This window comes from Lapidilactobacillus salsurivasis (assembly GCF_054785215.1).
Map to the genome: position 1 here is coordinate 21,918 of NZ_BAAABI010000011.1, position 14,500 is coordinate 36,417.

The 14,500-nt window shown below is 50.0% G+C and carries 11 protein-coding genes; 9 read left to right on the top strand and 2 right to left on the bottom strand.

Annotated elements, in window-relative coordinates:
- The first annotated feature begins 115 nt into the window (after positions 1 to 115).
- The 3 genes from ACYVSB_RS11025 (at position 116) to ACYVSB_RS11035 (ending at position 3,275) form a co-directional block, all read left to right on the top strand.
- A complete protein-coding gene (locus tag ACYVSB_RS11025) occupies positions 116 to 508 on the top strand; it encodes a hypothetical protein (RefSeq protein WP_125600452.1) in 393 nt (130 codons plus the stop codon).
- A 95-nt stretch (positions 509 to 603) separates the two neighbouring features.
- Positions 604 to 2,946 (top strand): HAD-IC family P-type ATPase, encoded by a 2,343-nt coding sequence (locus ACYVSB_RS11030; RefSeq protein WP_461219458.1) that lies wholly within the window; start codon positions 604 to 606, stop codon positions 2,944 to 2,946.
- Between the two features lie 122 nt (positions 2,947 to 3,068).
- Positions 3,069 to 3,275 carry a hypothetical protein gene (locus ACYVSB_RS11035; RefSeq protein ID WP_461219405.1) on the top strand — a complete coding sequence of 69 codons (207 nt, stop codon included), beginning with the start codon at positions 3,069 to 3,071 and terminating at the stop codon, positions 3,273 to 3,275.
- A 355-nt stretch (positions 3,276 to 3,630) separates the two neighbouring features.
- On the opposite strand, the gene ACYVSB_RS11040 is transcribed toward ACYVSB_RS11035, so the two are convergent.
- Positions 3,631 to 4,836, bottom strand: a complete 1,206-nt coding sequence (locus tag ACYVSB_RS11040; protein ID WP_461219406.1) for an IS110 family RNA-guided transposase — start codon at positions 4,834 to 4,836, stop codon at positions 3,631 to 3,633.
- A gap of 688 nt (positions 4,837 to 5,524) precedes the next feature.
- On the opposite strand from ACYVSB_RS11040, the gene ACYVSB_RS11045 reads away from it, so the two are divergent.
- Entirely contained in the window at positions 5,525 to 5,923 is a 399-nt protein-coding gene (locus tag ACYVSB_RS11045; RefSeq protein ID WP_461219407.1) for a hypothetical protein, read from the top strand.
- Here the strand turns inward: ACYVSB_RS11045 and ACYVSB_RS11050 are convergent.
- Entirely contained in the window at positions 5,892 to 6,920 is a 1,029-nt protein-coding gene (locus ACYVSB_RS11050; protein ID WP_461219408.1) for a LacI family DNA-binding transcriptional regulator, read from the bottom strand. The genes ACYVSB_RS11045 and ACYVSB_RS11050 overlap by 32 nt on opposite strands.
- A 196-nt stretch (positions 6,921 to 7,116) precedes the next feature.
- On the opposite strand from ACYVSB_RS11050, the gene ACYVSB_RS11055 reads away from it, so the two are divergent.
- The 5 genes from ACYVSB_RS11055 (at position 7,117) to ACYVSB_RS11075 (ending at position 14,493) form a co-directional block, all read left to right on the top strand.
- Positions 7,117 to 8,391, top strand: coding sequence for an extracellular solute-binding protein (locus tag ACYVSB_RS11055; protein WP_461219409.1), 1,275 nt, complete (start codon positions 7,117 to 7,119; stop codon positions 8,389 to 8,391).
- A 125-nt stretch (positions 8,392 to 8,516) separates the two neighbouring features.
- A complete protein-coding gene (locus ACYVSB_RS11060) occupies positions 8,517 to 9,794 on the top strand; it encodes an ABC transporter permease subunit (RefSeq protein ID WP_461219410.1) in 1,278 nt (425 codons plus the stop codon).
- 2 nt (positions 9,795 to 9,796) lie between these two features.
- Entirely contained in the window at positions 9,797 to 10,645 is an 849-nt protein-coding gene (locus ACYVSB_RS11065) for a sugar ABC transporter permease (protein WP_125600466.1), read from the top strand.
- The gene (locus tag ACYVSB_RS11070) at positions 10,645 to 12,708 is read left to right on the top strand and encodes a beta-galactosidase (RefSeq protein WP_461219411.1); all 2,064 of its coding nucleotides are present in this window, start codon (positions 10,645 to 10,647) and stop codon (positions 12,706 to 12,708) included. The genes ACYVSB_RS11065 and ACYVSB_RS11070 overlap by 1 nt, the downstream gene beginning before the upstream one ends.
- A gap of 459 nt (positions 12,709 to 13,167) precedes the next feature.
- Positions 13,168 to 14,493 (top strand): GntP family permease, encoded by a 1,326-nt coding sequence (locus ACYVSB_RS11075; protein WP_461219412.1) that lies wholly within the window; start codon positions 13,168 to 13,170, stop codon positions 14,491 to 14,493.
- Positions 14,494 to 14,500: the final 7 nt, after the last annotated feature.

Genomic DNA, 14,500 nt, shown 5'->3' on the forward strand with positions numbered 1-14,500 from the left:
CCTTCCAAAAAGTGGCGCATTTCCAGGTCGAGTCGTCCGTTACGTAGTGTCAATTAATTAGACACAGCTTGCCCACCAGCCGAACAATTTGACCCATTTCCTTAACAATCCTTGGGTGAAGAATGGCCGATTCGGCTGGACTAATCAGCGCCCTGCCCGAGTTGATCAGACCAACTATACTGGTGTCACCAATTTAAAGCTGGTGACTACTAACCACGGTCGTCAGTTGCGTGGCTCCTCATCAATTCGCCATAGCTTTCCGGATGGCGTGAGTGCTCAAGCGACTGTTAAAACGTTGAGCGGCTGGAGCGGAGAAATTCGGGGTGAGATCGCCGTGAAATTGGTCTTAGTGGCTATGCCACTTAGACCAAGGCTCAGCTTTGAGATTCGCGCGGGTTTCGCGAAGCTCAAAGTGACGCCCACAGCGAGCTCACCCCGAATTTCGCAGCGCAAGCTGCGAACAGCATACTTTTGCCCGCAGCCCGCCACGCCCTCTACGGGTTGTTAAGAAATCATTATGCTTTACCGATCCGCCAGCGCTAAATGCCCGCCCAACGCCGGACTGTGCTAAAATTTGAGTATAAGTCAGTGAAAGAAGGCCAAATGATGGCGGACCGTTTGAGACCAAAAACCGAAACCGATTGTCAAACAGGTTTGACCGCAGCTCAGGTCACCGCGAAAACGGCGGCGGGGCAAACTAATGTGCAAATCAAACAACTGTCCCGTTCGATCCCGCAGATCATTGGGACTAATTTGTTCACGCTGTTCAATTTGCTCAACTTGGTGATCGCGATTTTGATCTTCATGACCGGGTCTTATCGCAATCTTTTCTTCATGGGACCGGTCTTGGTCAACATTATCATTGGTAGTTATCAGGAAATTCGGGCGAAATTGCGGATCGATCGTTTGAATATGGTCAACCAGCAAACGTTGACAGTTTTGCGTGATGGTCAGCCGCAACAAGTGGCGTTGGAAGCATTGGTGTTGGATGATTTGGTGGTGTTGAAGCGGGGCGAAACAGTGCCTGCGGATGGGATCGTCCGCCAGACCACTGGCTTGCAAGTCGACGAATCAGGCCTGACTGGTGAAGCGGATTCCATCGCCAAGAAAGCCCAAGATCCGGTCTACTCCGGGAGCTTCGTCGTGGCGGGGCAAGGGCTGATCCAGTTGACGCAGGTGGGGCTGCAAAGTTTCACCGCCCAATTGTCCAATGCGGTCAGCCAACAAAAGCCGCGGCTAAGCGTGTTGATGCGGATCATTAACCGGATCATTCGGGTTTTGACCTACACGATCATTCCCCTGGGCCTGTTGCTGTTTTTCCGGACCTATGGCAAAAGCGGCAATTTCAACAACGCGATTTTAGGCACGGCGGCTTCGGTGATCGGGATGATCCCGGAAGGCTTGGTGCTGTTAACTTCGATTGCCTTGGCGACTGGCGCCTATAATCTGACGAAGAAACGAATCTTGGTGCGCTCCTTGAACGCCATCGAAACCTTGGCCCGTGTCGATACCCTTTGCTTGGACAAAACCGGCACGATCACCACGGGGAATTTAACGGTGGACCGGGTTTTGCCACTGGCCGGAACGGCGGCACAAGTAACCGCGGTGGCTAGCCAGATTGTCGCTGTCACCGCCGAAGAAAACGCCACTGCCAAAGCGATTCTGGCGTTGGCGGCCACCCCGTGGTCCGCGGAGGTGGCGGAAGTGTTGCCGTTCTCCTCGGAAACCAAGGCTTCAGGCTTCGTGACCACGGCGGGGACCCGTTATTTGATGGGCGCGCCGGCGTTCATTATCACTGATTTCCACGGGCCGTTGCAGGAACAAGCCCAAGACGCGGCGGCCGCTGGCTATCGGGTTTTGGCGGTGGTGGCGCAAGCGCCCGCGGCTGATCAGGAAGTGCTGGGTCTGATTTTGATCGCTGACCAGGTGCGCCCCCAGGCGAAGGGCACTTTTGATTACTTGCGTAGCCAAGGGGTCGCCTTGAAAATCATCTCTGGCGATGATCCGGTAACCGTCGTCAATGTGGCGCGGCAAGCGGGGATCGAAGGCGCGGAGGCTTATGTGGACATGAGCGCGCTAGCGGCGGACGCGGATTATCGGCCGCTGGTCCAACGTTTTCAAGTTTTCGGGCGGGTGCGACCGGAACAAAAAGCCCGGCTGATCAAGGCGATGCAGGCCAATGGCTTGACCGTTGGGATGACCGGCGATGGCGTCAACGATGTTTTGGCGATGCGCCAGTCCGATTGCAGCATCGCTATGGCCGGGGAGAGCGAAGCGGCGGAAGCCACCGCCAATTTCGTGTTGCTGGACCATAATTTCGAGTCACTGCTCTTCATGTTGAATGAAGGGCGCCGGGTCATCAACAATGTGGAACGGGTCGCGTCGTTATATTTGATCAAAACCATCTATTCCGTGGCCTTGGCCTTGTTCTTCATTGTCTTGGGCACGGTTTACCCCTTCCAATTGTCCCAACTAACGCCGGTCAACGCGCTGACCGTGGGCATTCCCACCTTCTTCTTAGCCCTCGAACCGAATTATCGCCCGCCAGCTGGCCGGTTCATGCATAACGTCATGGAGATCGCCGCGCCGGCAGCGATCTGCGATATTTTACTATTGCTGGGGATCAGCATCACCGGACACTGGCAAAATTGGTCCTATCTAGTCACCTCAACCATGTCGGTTTTTGCCATCGGCGCGATCGGTTTCTGCGCGCTGCTGGTGATCAGCCGCCCCTTCGCCGGTCGCAAACTGGTGTTGATCGGCGGCTTAGTGGCTGCTTTTCTCGCCACCTTTATCTATACCACCACCATTTTCGGCTTGCATCGAATCCTGGCGTGGCCTTACGTTTGGTATTATTTAGGCCTGTTGCTCATTGCCTGGCCGCTGTTCATGTTGCTACGAGAAGCTTTGGGCCGCCGCGTCTTCAGCCGCATCAAATGGCGCTGATTACGCCACGAGCCCATTGTCCCAATAGAAAATGAGCGTATTATAAAAAGCCTCGTCGCTGATTGACGAGGCTTTTTGTTTATTGAAACAGTTATTGAATCTATGCTTGATTGCGGGTGTCGGTGGGTGTTGCGCGTGAACGCAACCGGCTGGGACTGCTGTTGCGGACTGGAACGTGGTGGGCGTCGTTTGAAGCCAATCCGCAAAGTACGCGGCTTGTCTTCAAATCGAGCCTTGTCCTAAGCGGCAGAGCCGCTAAGGACAATTTCACCACTGAGCCGCGCAGTCCCAGCCGGTTGCTAGGCAGAATTGAGTTTATCTGCAATTGAAGCGAAGGATTTGACGAATTGGTTTTGCGAGCTAGAGGACAAACAATTGCCCACTTTTGAGGTGGTACGGCGATGCCAACGGATTCCAGAAACCTGTGCGTGTGGGTTTAGGTGGTGACGCAACCGCCTCAGGACGTTTATCGTGGCTGGAACGCGGTGGGCATCGTTTTCTACCATTAGTCAAGAGAAAGTTGATATATTAGGCCTCTTTTTCTTTGTTTCTTGAGATTCTATTGATTCAGTTGTGAGAGGACATATTCAGAAGTATTTTTAATGATTTTTTATGCACATCAAATACAACTTCACCAATTTTAAATTTGTGAGGTGTTATAATAGTCTTAAATGAGCTTCAGCTTTACTGTCCGGCAAGGGACATTTTCGGGTCGAAGTACTCATTGTTTATAACTAGATGGTAGAGGGTCCTGATGAGGCGCCCAACTGCCGCAATGGTGATCATCTTCGTCCGTTTGGTCGTAGATGATTGCTTTTTATTTTGGTAGTAGACGCTGATATTTGATGGCTGATATCGTGCCGCACTGACGATATTCAAGATTGCACGATACAAGATTTTGCGTGCGTATGCATTGCCTCGTTTGCTGATACCACTCTTCGTCTTGTGGTCACCAGACTCATACCGGATGAGGTCAATACCGACGTAGCGATTCACGGCATTAGAACTATGAAAGCGGCGTAAATCACCCAGTTCACCAAGCAGACACATAACAGTTTTGATTCCGATTCCTGGAAATGAGAGGAGATATTTGACTTCCTCTAGATCTCCGGCAACTACTTGCATTTCCGCAATGATGTCCTTCTTTAGGCCGTCAAGGCGCTCAACTTCTGCGGCATAATACACTGTAGCACGTACCGCATGGCTAGTTACTGATGTTGAAGAAGCACAGAGTTTTGCGAGACTTAACAGCTTGTCTGCGATTCTTAGTGCGCGCTTCGCGCCCATATTTTTTGGTGTCGCGCCCAATATTTGATCGGCTAGAGCGGTCACTTCAAACTTGAGTACTAACTCTGGGTGAGGAAACAGTTGGACTAGGTGCCAGTATAAGCCGCCGTCCGTATTGCTGAGGACATGTTCTAATTCCGGGAAGGTGAGCTGTAACGCCTTATGCAGGCGGTTCTTGGCTCGAATGATGTCATCATTGTAGTCCTGATATGTTCGCTCTAAATCGTGTAGCTCGCTGTACACCGGATCCTGCTGATAGGTCGGTTTGTAATGATGTTCTCTCATAGCCAAGGCTAGACCGCGCGCATCGAGCACGTCCGTCTTATCGTGCCGGAAACTCGCCATATCTATCTTCGCTTTGAGCGGGTTAATTTCCGTATACAGCCAATTGTTTCGCTGAAGGTAAGCCCGTAGGCTTCGGGAGTAGATTCCTGTTGATTCAAAGATGATTTGGGGCGTTTTGAAGCCATTCAGAGCGTCCTCAAGCGTCTGATAGCCTGGATTATCATTCGTGATTTTGAACTCCTTGATAAATGTTTCGTCTACTAATATTGCTACGTTAGTTGTTGCTTTGCTGACATCGATACCAAAAATACATTCCATTCTGAACACCACCTAATTGAAGTTGCTTCACCGATTCACTCATCTCAATTTTCAATACACGGCGTCAAGCGCCCACAGTCTTCGAGCGAGTTCCTTGGTGAATCTGCGAAGTTGCCAGTTTGAAGTACGACGTCAAAGCGCCAAACGATGCTACGGCATGTCAACCTCGACACCACTTTACCAGAAAAATGAAAAATGGTGAATCACGATTCCGTCGAATCATGATTCACCATAAACCTTAGACTGTTTGAAGCCAATCCGCAAAGTGCGCGTCTTGTCTTCAAATCGAGCCTTATTCTAAGCGATAAATCGCTAAGAATAATCTCACCGCTGAAACATGTTCGCCGACCTAGCTTCTTGCGCTTAGCTACGCAACTATTCCGGAGGCACAGACCAGCCTCCAAAATAGTTGCTAGGCTAATGCTCAGAAGCTGCCCAGGTCGGCTCTCACTCTAGTTAGAGCCACACGTCCTGAGGCGGTTACTAGGCAGAATTGCGCCTATCTGCAATTGAAGTTGGGTATCTGACGAAGTGGTTTTGCGAGCTAGCGATCAAAACGATGGCCCGCTTTTGAGGTGGTATGGCAACATCAACAGATTTGGATTAGTAGGTCGATACACTTCGGATAGTGCCACCAACTTTATCTCACTTACCTAAGCGGGTTTGGGTTGAAAACTGACCGTTTCAGTTGATTCAACAAGAGCTTGCCTTAGTTCATCAGACAGACTGTACTGGTGTCACCAATTCAAAGCTGATGACCACCAGACATGGTCGTCAATGGCGTGGCTCCTCATCCATTGACCATAGCTTGTCCGTCGGCGGGAGTGCTCAAACGGCTGTTATAACGTTGAGCGGCTGGAGCGGAGAAATTCGGGGTGAGATCGCCGTGAAATTGGTCTTAGTGGCTCTGCCACTTAGACCAAGGCCTGATTTTGAGACAAGCCGCGTACTTTGCGGATTGGCTCAAAACAGCGCCCACAGCGAGCTCACCCCGAATTTCGCAGCGCAAGCTGCGGGTAACCTACTTTTATCTGCCAAGTGCAGCATTCACCAAGCTATCGCGGCTCAGCCCCGTCAAGTTCATTAGGCAGGAAGCTCTTGCGGACAACCATCTTGGCATTGACCAAGATCCGCCGTTTGGTCGTGCTCGTGCTGGTCAAATCGTCCTTCAACAAGTTGATCGCCAACCGACTGAGCTCAGGAATGTCAATGTGGAAAGTGGTCAGTGGCGGTGAGACATATTTGGCCACATCAATATCGTTGACACTAATAATGCTGGTGTCCTTAGGCACAATGATCCCGGTTTCGTTGAACGCCTGCAAAACACCAACGGCGATCGGATCCGAGGCGACGAAGAAGCCGTCAGGGAGTTGGTCGGCCAAATTAGTGGCGACTTGCTGGCCCAGCTGATAGCCGGTACCTACCGCAAAATGCCCCGCAGAGAAGATATAGCGCTCATCCAGCAGCCCCAACTCTTGCATATAGCTGCGGAATACGCGCTCCCGTTCATCAAGCCCAGCTTGGTGCGTGTCCGGGTCGAAACTACGTCCACCAATGAAGCCGATGCGCTCCCACCCACGCTCGCGAAACACATCGATGGCATGTTTGACGATGTAAGTTAAATCGGGTTGGACTGAATTGAATGATTCTGGCAGTGGATTGGTGTCGATAAACACCCCATTACTAGAGAAGGCTTGTAGCTGCTGCAAAATCGCTGTGGGGAAGCTGCCCACGGCGATGAAGCCGTCGGTCGCTTCGTCCGTGGCAATTTGGTCGATCGCGGCTGGATCATGATAGAAAGTCACGGTCATATTTTGTTTATGGGCATTTTCTTGGATGTTTTGGCGTAAGTTATTGAAGTAAATATCTTCCAGCTCTTCCTTGGGGGTGATCGCGAAGAAGACCGCGATATTACGTTGCGGTGGCGTGATCTCCTTGCGGTCGTAGCCCAGTTCATGGGCCACTTCTAGAATATGTTGTTTAGTATCCTCCGCGATGGAGAAGGTTGGGTCGTGGTTCAGCAGGCGTGAAACGGTCGCGGCGGAAAAACCTGATTTACGGGCGATTTCGCGAATAGTGACCATGGGCGTCCCTCCTTGGTTTTAGTAAATATTTCGTCAAAATAAGTATATCACGTTGTAAAGCCGTAGTAAACAGAAGTAAATATTGTTTAGTATAATTTAGTAATTTAATTAATAAAGCTGTTTACAAATTCAAAAATCGGGCGTATGATGAATCTTGTAAACGATTACAGGTTTTTTTGAAGGGTGGAAACACGATATGAAAAAGCATTGGATCAAAGCGCTAACGTTAGCAGCAACGGCAGGGGTTTTCATGACTGTCGCCGGGTGTGGCCCGTCCAGTTCCAGCGACGGTGCGTCAAGCAGCAGCTCAAAGAAAAGCTCGACCTTATTAGTTTGGGAAGATAAAGATAAGGGTTCCGGGATCAAAGCGGCTGCGGCAGCCTTTGGTAAGGAGAACAATGTCAAAGTCAAAATCGTTGAGAAAGAATACGCCGGACAATTAGAGAAGCTTCGGCTTGATGGACCAGCGGGCACTGGTCCAGATGTCATCACGATCCCTGGTGATCAAATCGGGACCGCGGTCACAGAAGGCTTATTGAAGCCGCTGACCGTTTCTAAAGCGACCCAGAAACTGTACACTGATTCCGCAATGGAGTCCCAAATCGTCAAAGGTAAAGTCTACGGCCTACCAAAGGCAGTGGAAACCACCATTCTCTACTATAACAAGAAGCTTGTTTCCGAGGCTGATCTGCCTAAAACAACGGAAGAATGGTATACCTTCTCTAAAGAACAACGAGCAAAAGGTAAGTATGGCTTGTTGGCCTTATGGGATCAGATCTACTACGCGCAAGGTGTTTTCAGTGGTTATGGCGGATATATCTTCGGCAAGGATTCTAAAGGCAACTTTGATGCCAAGGATATTGGCTTGAACAACAGCGGTTCAGTTGATGCGGCTAATTATGTTAGCAAATTCTACAAAGAAGGGTTGTTCCCGAAAGGTATCATTGGCGACAAAGGGATCAACGTTTTGGATTCCCTGTTCACTGAAGGCAAGGCAGCCGCTGTCATCTCCGGTCCTTGGAACTTTGAGCCTTATAAGAAGGCCGGCATTGATTACGGGGTCGTTGAATTACCTGAATTGGAAAATGGCAAGCATATGGGTTCCTTCATTGGGGTCAAGAGTTATAATGTCAGCTCTTACTCGAAGAATGCCGATTTAGCGGAGAAATTCGTTAAATATCTGACCAATGCTAAGAATTCGAAAGTTCGTTACCAGAAGACCAGCGAAGTTCCCGCGGTCAAGAGTTTGGCTGAAAGTGATCTGGTCAAGAAGGATGTTAACGCGTCTGCCGTGGCTTTGCAGTCACAACACGCGGAATTAACACCAAATATTACCGAGATGGATCAAGTTTGGACGCCAGCAAACAATGCGTTACAAGTCGTCGATACCGGTAAATCAACCGCGAAGAAAGCGCTAGATAGCGCGGTTTCTCAAATCAACAGCGCCATCAAAGCGGCGGATAACAAGTAGTTATTTTCGAACAAGTGGGCGTGAACTGTGGCGTGAACTGGAAGGACATCAGTTGGACGCGTCACGGGGCGTGACCCACTTTTCGATTCTTGACACAGTGATCCATTACGAAAGAAGGTTATCAAATGCCACAAGCTGAAAAGAAAGGCCTCTCTCATGCAACCCTGGCCACGATTCTCTCGATCATTCCCGGGGTGGGCCAATTCTTCAACCGTCAAATTCTTAAAGGCTGTTTCTTCCTGCTCATCGCGATTCTCTACGTCGGCGGGTTCGCCAATCTGTTCAATATGGGCTTCTGGGGTCTGTTCACGTTAGGCACCGAGGTTCCGCGGGATAATTCGATTTTCCTATTGGCAGAAGGGTTGATCGCGGTCTTGGTTCTGGGGATCGGGTTGTTGTTCTACTATTTGAATCTCCGCGACGCCTATAAGAATGGTGAGGCCGTGGACAACGGTCTGAAACCAGCTGGCTTTGTGCGAAGTTTCAAGGATATGACCGAGAATAGTTATCCTTATTTGTTAGTGAGTCCTGGCGTTTTATTACTGATCTTTACGGTGATTTTCCCGATTTTGTTCAGTTTCGCCTTGGCGTTTACCAACTACAACTTGTATCATACGGCCCCAGCGCATTTAGCGGATTGGGTCGGCTTCAACACCTTTAAACAGATTTTCACCGTGGATATTTGGCGGTCAACGTTCTTTGATGTTTTAGGCTGGACCGTGATCTGGACCTTGGTGGCTTCGACCTTGTCGATCGCCATTGGTATCTTTCTGGCAATCGTCGTCCATCAAAAAGACCTCAAGTTCAAGAAATTCTGGCGCACAGTGTTGGTGTTACCTTGGGCAGTGCCTGGCTTTGTCACCATTTTGATTTTCGCTGGGATGTTCAATGATAGTTTCGGCGCGATCAACAATGTCTTGTTACATTCATTGGGGATCAAGGCGATTCCGTGGATGACCGATGCCAATTGGACCAAGGTTGCCTTGTTGTTCATTCAAAGTTGGTTAGGGTTCCCTTATATCTTCGTGGTCACGACCGGGGTGCTCCAATCGATTCCCGAGGATCTCTACGAAGCGGCGTTGATGGATGGGGCGACCGCGTGGGAGAAATTCCGCAACATTACGTTACCGTTTATTCTGACGCAAATGGCGCCGATCATCATCACTCAGTACACGTTCAACTTCAACAACTTCAATATCATTTACCTGTTCAATAACGGGGGACCGGCTGTGGCCAATTCCACGGCAGGCGGGACCGATATTCTGGTTTCTTGGATCTACAAATTGACGATGCAATCCAGTCAATACGCGCTGGCGGCGGCGTTGACGATTCTCTTGTCATTCTTCGTTATTCTGATCGCCTTGATCCAATTCCGGCGGACCAATTCGTTTAAGGAGGGCTAGTCATGCACAGTATCAAAAGAAGAAAACATACCCGTTTAGGTTTCACTTATTTATTGCTGGGACTAGTCTCCCTGAGTATCTTCTATCCCTTAGCTTGGACGATCGGGGCCAGCTTCAACCGCGGCAATAGCCTGGTCAGCACCACCTTGATCCCGAAGAATCCGACCTTGGCCCATTATCAGGCACTGACGAAAACCAGTGGGACTTTCTATTACTTCCAATGGTTCCTGAATTCCTTGAAAATCAGCTTGTTTACGATGGTGTTGTCGGTGATTCTCGTGTCGCTGACGGCTTACGCCTTTTCCCGTTTCCGTTTCGTCGGCCGGAAAAACGGGCTGACCTTGTTCCTCTTACTCCAAATGATTCCGCAATTCTCCGCCTTAATCGCCTTGTTCGTCATGGCCCAGATGTTGAATTTGGTCAATAGCCATTTTCTCTTGATTTTGATTTATGTCGGCGGGCAGATCCCGATGAACACGTATCTCATGAAGGGATATCTGGATTCGATCCCGCGGTCCTTGGACGAAAGCGCCTTGATCGATGGGGCCAGCAATACGCGCATCTTCTTACAGATCTTGATGCCACTGGCCAAACCGATGTTGGCGGTCGTGGCGATGAATGGCTTCACCGGTCCTCTAGGGGATTTCGCCTTGTCGTCTGTGATCTTGCGTGATCCGAAAGCGTACACGTTACCGATCGGACTTTATAATTTGATTTCTGACAAAATGGGCGCCAGCTATACCACTTTTGCGGCCGGTGCGATTTTGATCAGTATTCCAGTGGCGATCGTCTTCATTTTGTTACAGAAGAACTTCGTCACAGGATTAACTGAAGGGGGGACGAAAGGCTAATGACGGTTCCAAAAGCACATTTAAAATTACCCTATCTTTTACATGGCGGGGATTACAATCCCGACCAATGGCAAGCCTATCCCCAAATCATTGACCAAGACTTCGCGATGATGCCCCAGGCTGGGGTCAACACTGTCACGGTCGGCGTTTTCTCCTGGGCGGCCTTGGAGCCGGAGGAAGGCCATTATGACTTCCGGTGGCTTGACGATGTCTTCGATCGCGTTGAGGCCATGAATGGGCGGGTGATCCTGGCGACCCCAAGTGGCGCACGACCACACTGGTTGGCAGACCGCTACCCTGAAGTGCTCCGGACCGATGAATATGGGCGGCCAGCACTGTTCGGTGGTCGGCATAATCACTGCTTCACGGCGCCTAGCTACCGCGAGAAAACCCAGCAGATCAATCACAAGTTGGCGGAACGCTACGGACAGCGGCCGAGCTTATTGCTCTGGCACATTTCCAATGAGTTCGGCGGCGAATGTCACTGCGACCTGTGCCAGGCAGCCTTCCGTCAATGGGTCCAACAGAAATATCAAACCCTGGCGGCGGTCAATGAAGCTTGGTGGACCCCGTTTTGGGCTCATACCTTGACGGCTTGGGATCAGATCCACTCACCTTCACCCCTCGGCGACACGAATCTGAAGGGTCTCAATCTGGATTGGCGCCGGTTCGTGACTGATCAGACGATTGCTTTCTATGAAAATGAAATTCAACCGCTGCGGGAATTGACCCCGGAGATTCCGATCACCACGAACTTTATGACCGATACACCGGCGATGATGCCTTTTCACGGGTTGGATTATCAGAAGTTTGCGACGCATTTGGACGTGATCAGCTGGGATTCCTATCCCGCTTGGGGCAATGACCAGGAGTCAACTGCTGATGTGGGGCTGAAAGTGGCGATGATCAATGATTATTATCGGAGCCTGAAACAACAAGATTTCTTGATCATGGAATCTTCACCATCTTTGGTCAATTGGCACCCGTTCAATCGTCCCAAGCGCCCGGGCGTCAATCGGCTCGCCGGCCTGCAAAATATCGCCAGCGGCTCAGACAGTATGCTGTACTTCCAGTGGCGCCAATCACGCGGCGCCTCGGAGATGTTTCATGGGGCGGTGGTCGATCACCATGGCTCCACGGCGACCCGGACCTTCCAGGAGGTCAGCCAGTTAGGCGCCGACTTGAAGCAATTGGCGCCAGTCCGGCAATTACCGCATGTGCCCGCTCGAGTCGCGCTGGTTTTCGACTATGACAACATGTGTGCTTTAGCCGATAGTGAAGCCTACGCCGACACCACCAAGCAATATTGGCAAACGCTACAACAACATTACGCCTATTTCTGGCGTCACGATATTCCCATTGATGTGATCAGTCCCCAAGCAGATCTAGCGCCTTATCAACTGGTACTTGACCCAATGCACTTCTTGATGGATCAAGCTTGGATCGATAAAGTGGCGGACTTTACCCAAGCAGGTGGGACCGTGGTCGGTACTTATTTGAGCGGCGTGGTCGACGAGCGCACCTTGGCCTACCTAGGTGATCAGCCTCAACGCCTTCATGAACTATATGGCGTCCAAACCACCGAAGTCGATACCCTGTATCCGCACCAACATAACGGCGTTCATTACGGTGACCAGACCTATCCAGCCCAAGATTACTGTGAAGTGATCACCAATCAGACGGCCAGCGTTTTGGCCACCTACACGGCGGATTTCTATGCAGGTCAGCCGGCCATTACCAAGAATCAATACGGCGCTGGCACTGCCTATTACCTTGCCGCACGGACCGATGCCGCCTGCTTGACGGCGCTGTATCACCAATTAGCCACGGAATTGGACCTGCACCCAACTTATCCACTGGCAAAAGCAAGCTCCGACATCTCGATCCAAGTCCGTGGCGACCAAAATCAACGCTACCTCTTTGTGATGAACTTCGGCGAGACAGCCAACACCATCAATTTGACCCAACCCTTGACCGAAGTGCTCAGCAACCGCACCTATCCGGCTGGCACGCAAGAATTAGCGCCTTATCAAGTCCTGGTTTTCCACGAACAGATCAAGTGACCACACCAGTCACTGATGAGAAGACAATCTGCAAACTAACCGCAACCAAGTGATTTCAACCCCGACCACCTCCTAAGGCGGGCTCGCGGCGTTTCAGCTGAACCAAATGTCAAGTTACGCTAAATTTCCCTCCAAAAATTAGGAGCATGCAAAAGCCCCTCTTTACCGGTTGGCCTAACCGATAAAGAGGGGCTTTTTTTCGCAGGGAATAGTTGAACGATGTCTGGGGAGAATTCAAGTAACGATAAAGAAAACACAGCGGTGCACAAATGGTTTCGGGAAGTCGAATGTTACACGTAACATTTTTAGCGTGCTTTTTCGGCTCTTTCTCTAGCTTGTATCCCCTTACATTAGTTCCGTGGTTCCTTTATTCTTGAATCAATGAGCGAATATGTGAACACAGGAGCAACGCGGGCTACTTAGAAACACTTTCGCAGAGAACAGGAGAGGATGAAAAGAATGGATGCTGGATTACTGAGTTTGATTGGGATCATTATTGGCCTTGGCTTACTTATTTGGCTTTCTTTTAAGCGCTTGCCACTGGTGGTGATCGGGCCATTGATCAGTGCTTTGGTCTTATTGATGTCGCGTGAAGATGTGATGGCCGGACTGACTGGGCCTTATGCTAAAGCTTTTGCTGGCTTTGCGCAAAAGAACTTTTTGATTTTTTTACCTGCCATTATTTTGGGTCAAATGTTAGGAGCCTGCGGGGCGGCGCAAGATATTGCTTATGCGATCGCCAACGTGGCCATGAAGAGTAAGAAGAATGCTAAATTTACAACCTTGATCGGTTTATCCGCAATCACGGCGGTTTTGACCTTTGGTGGTGTTTCTGGGTTCGTGGTTGTCTTTACGGTGGCGCCGATCTGCTACGAGTTATTTAAGAAATTGGATATTCCATGGCATATGGTGATTGCGGTTTTGGTTTATGGAGGCTCAATGTGGACAGCGATCTTGCCAGGCTCACCGGCGATTCAGAACTTGATCCCAATGGATTATCTGGGCACAAAACCAACAGCAGCGCCTTGGATCGGGACGATTATTGCTTTGTGGTGTATTTTGACAGGGGCCATTTATATCAAATACGCACTTCATCGCTCCGAAAAACGCGGCGAAGGTTTCATGGAAACCGGCGCACTGTACGATGAGAATAATAAAGGCAAAGAAGTTGTCCAAGAACAGCATGGTTCCGTGATCAAGGCAATCATGCCTTCGTTGGTTCTGATCATTACGATGAATTTCCTGAATCTCCAACCGGAAGTTGCCTTAACGTTAGGGGTTCTAACTTGTTTAGCACTTTATTATAAGAAGTTCACCAATTTGAACGGCTTGATTTCCGAAGGTGCCATGAAAACGGCAACCACAGTGATCAATGTCTGTGCAGTTGTTGGTTTCGGCGGTATTATCTCCGAGGTTGCGGGCTTCCAGTTCTTGATCAATGGTCTTGACAAGGTTCCAGGACCACCGTTGATCCAACTCGCGCTGGCAACGAACTTGATCGCGGGCATTACGGGATCGGCTTCTGGTGGTGAAGGGATTGCGCTGGAGACATTGGCGCCGGCCTACTTGAAGATGGGCATTGATCCTAACGTGATCCATCGAATCGTTAATATTTCTTGTTATGGCTTGGATTCACTTCCACATAATGGTTCTGTTATTACCCGCCTGAACCATACCAACTTGACGCATAAGCAAGGTTATTATCATGAATTCATTCTTGGCGCGATCATGCCATTCTTTAATTCGTTTATCGCGGTCGCTTTAGCCTATATGGGCATCAGATAAGGAGGAA

Excerpts from the sequence above, each read along its gene's own strand:
- ACYVSB_RS11030 (WP_461219458.1), top strand. The coding sequence starts at position 604 with ATGATGGCGGACCGTTTGAGACCAAAAACCGAAACCGATTGTCAAACA.
- ACYVSB_RS11040 (WP_461219406.1), bottom strand. The coding sequence starts at position 4,836 with ATGGAATGTATTTTTGGTATCGATGTCAGCAAAGCAACAACTAACGTA.
- ACYVSB_RS11050 (WP_461219408.1), bottom strand. The coding sequence starts at position 6,920 with ATGGTCACTATTCGCGAAATCGCCCGTAAATCAGGTTTTTCCGCCGCG.
- ACYVSB_RS11055 (WP_461219409.1), top strand. The coding sequence starts at position 7,117 with ATGAAAAAGCATTGGATCAAAGCGCTAACGTTAGCAGCAACGGCAGGG.
- ACYVSB_RS11060 (WP_461219410.1), top strand. The coding sequence starts at position 8,517 with ATGCCACAAGCTGAAAAGAAAGGCCTCTCTCATGCAACCCTGGCCACG.
- ACYVSB_RS11065 (WP_125600466.1), top strand. The coding sequence starts at position 9,797 with ATGCACAGTATCAAAAGAAGAAAACATACCCGTTTAGGTTTCACTTAT.
- ACYVSB_RS11070 (WP_461219411.1), top strand. The coding sequence starts at position 10,645 with ATGACGGTTCCAAAAGCACATTTAAAATTACCCTATCTTTTACATGGC.
- ACYVSB_RS11075 (WP_461219412.1), top strand. The coding sequence starts at position 13,168 with ATGGATGCTGGATTACTGAGTTTGATTGGGATCATTATTGGCCTTGGC.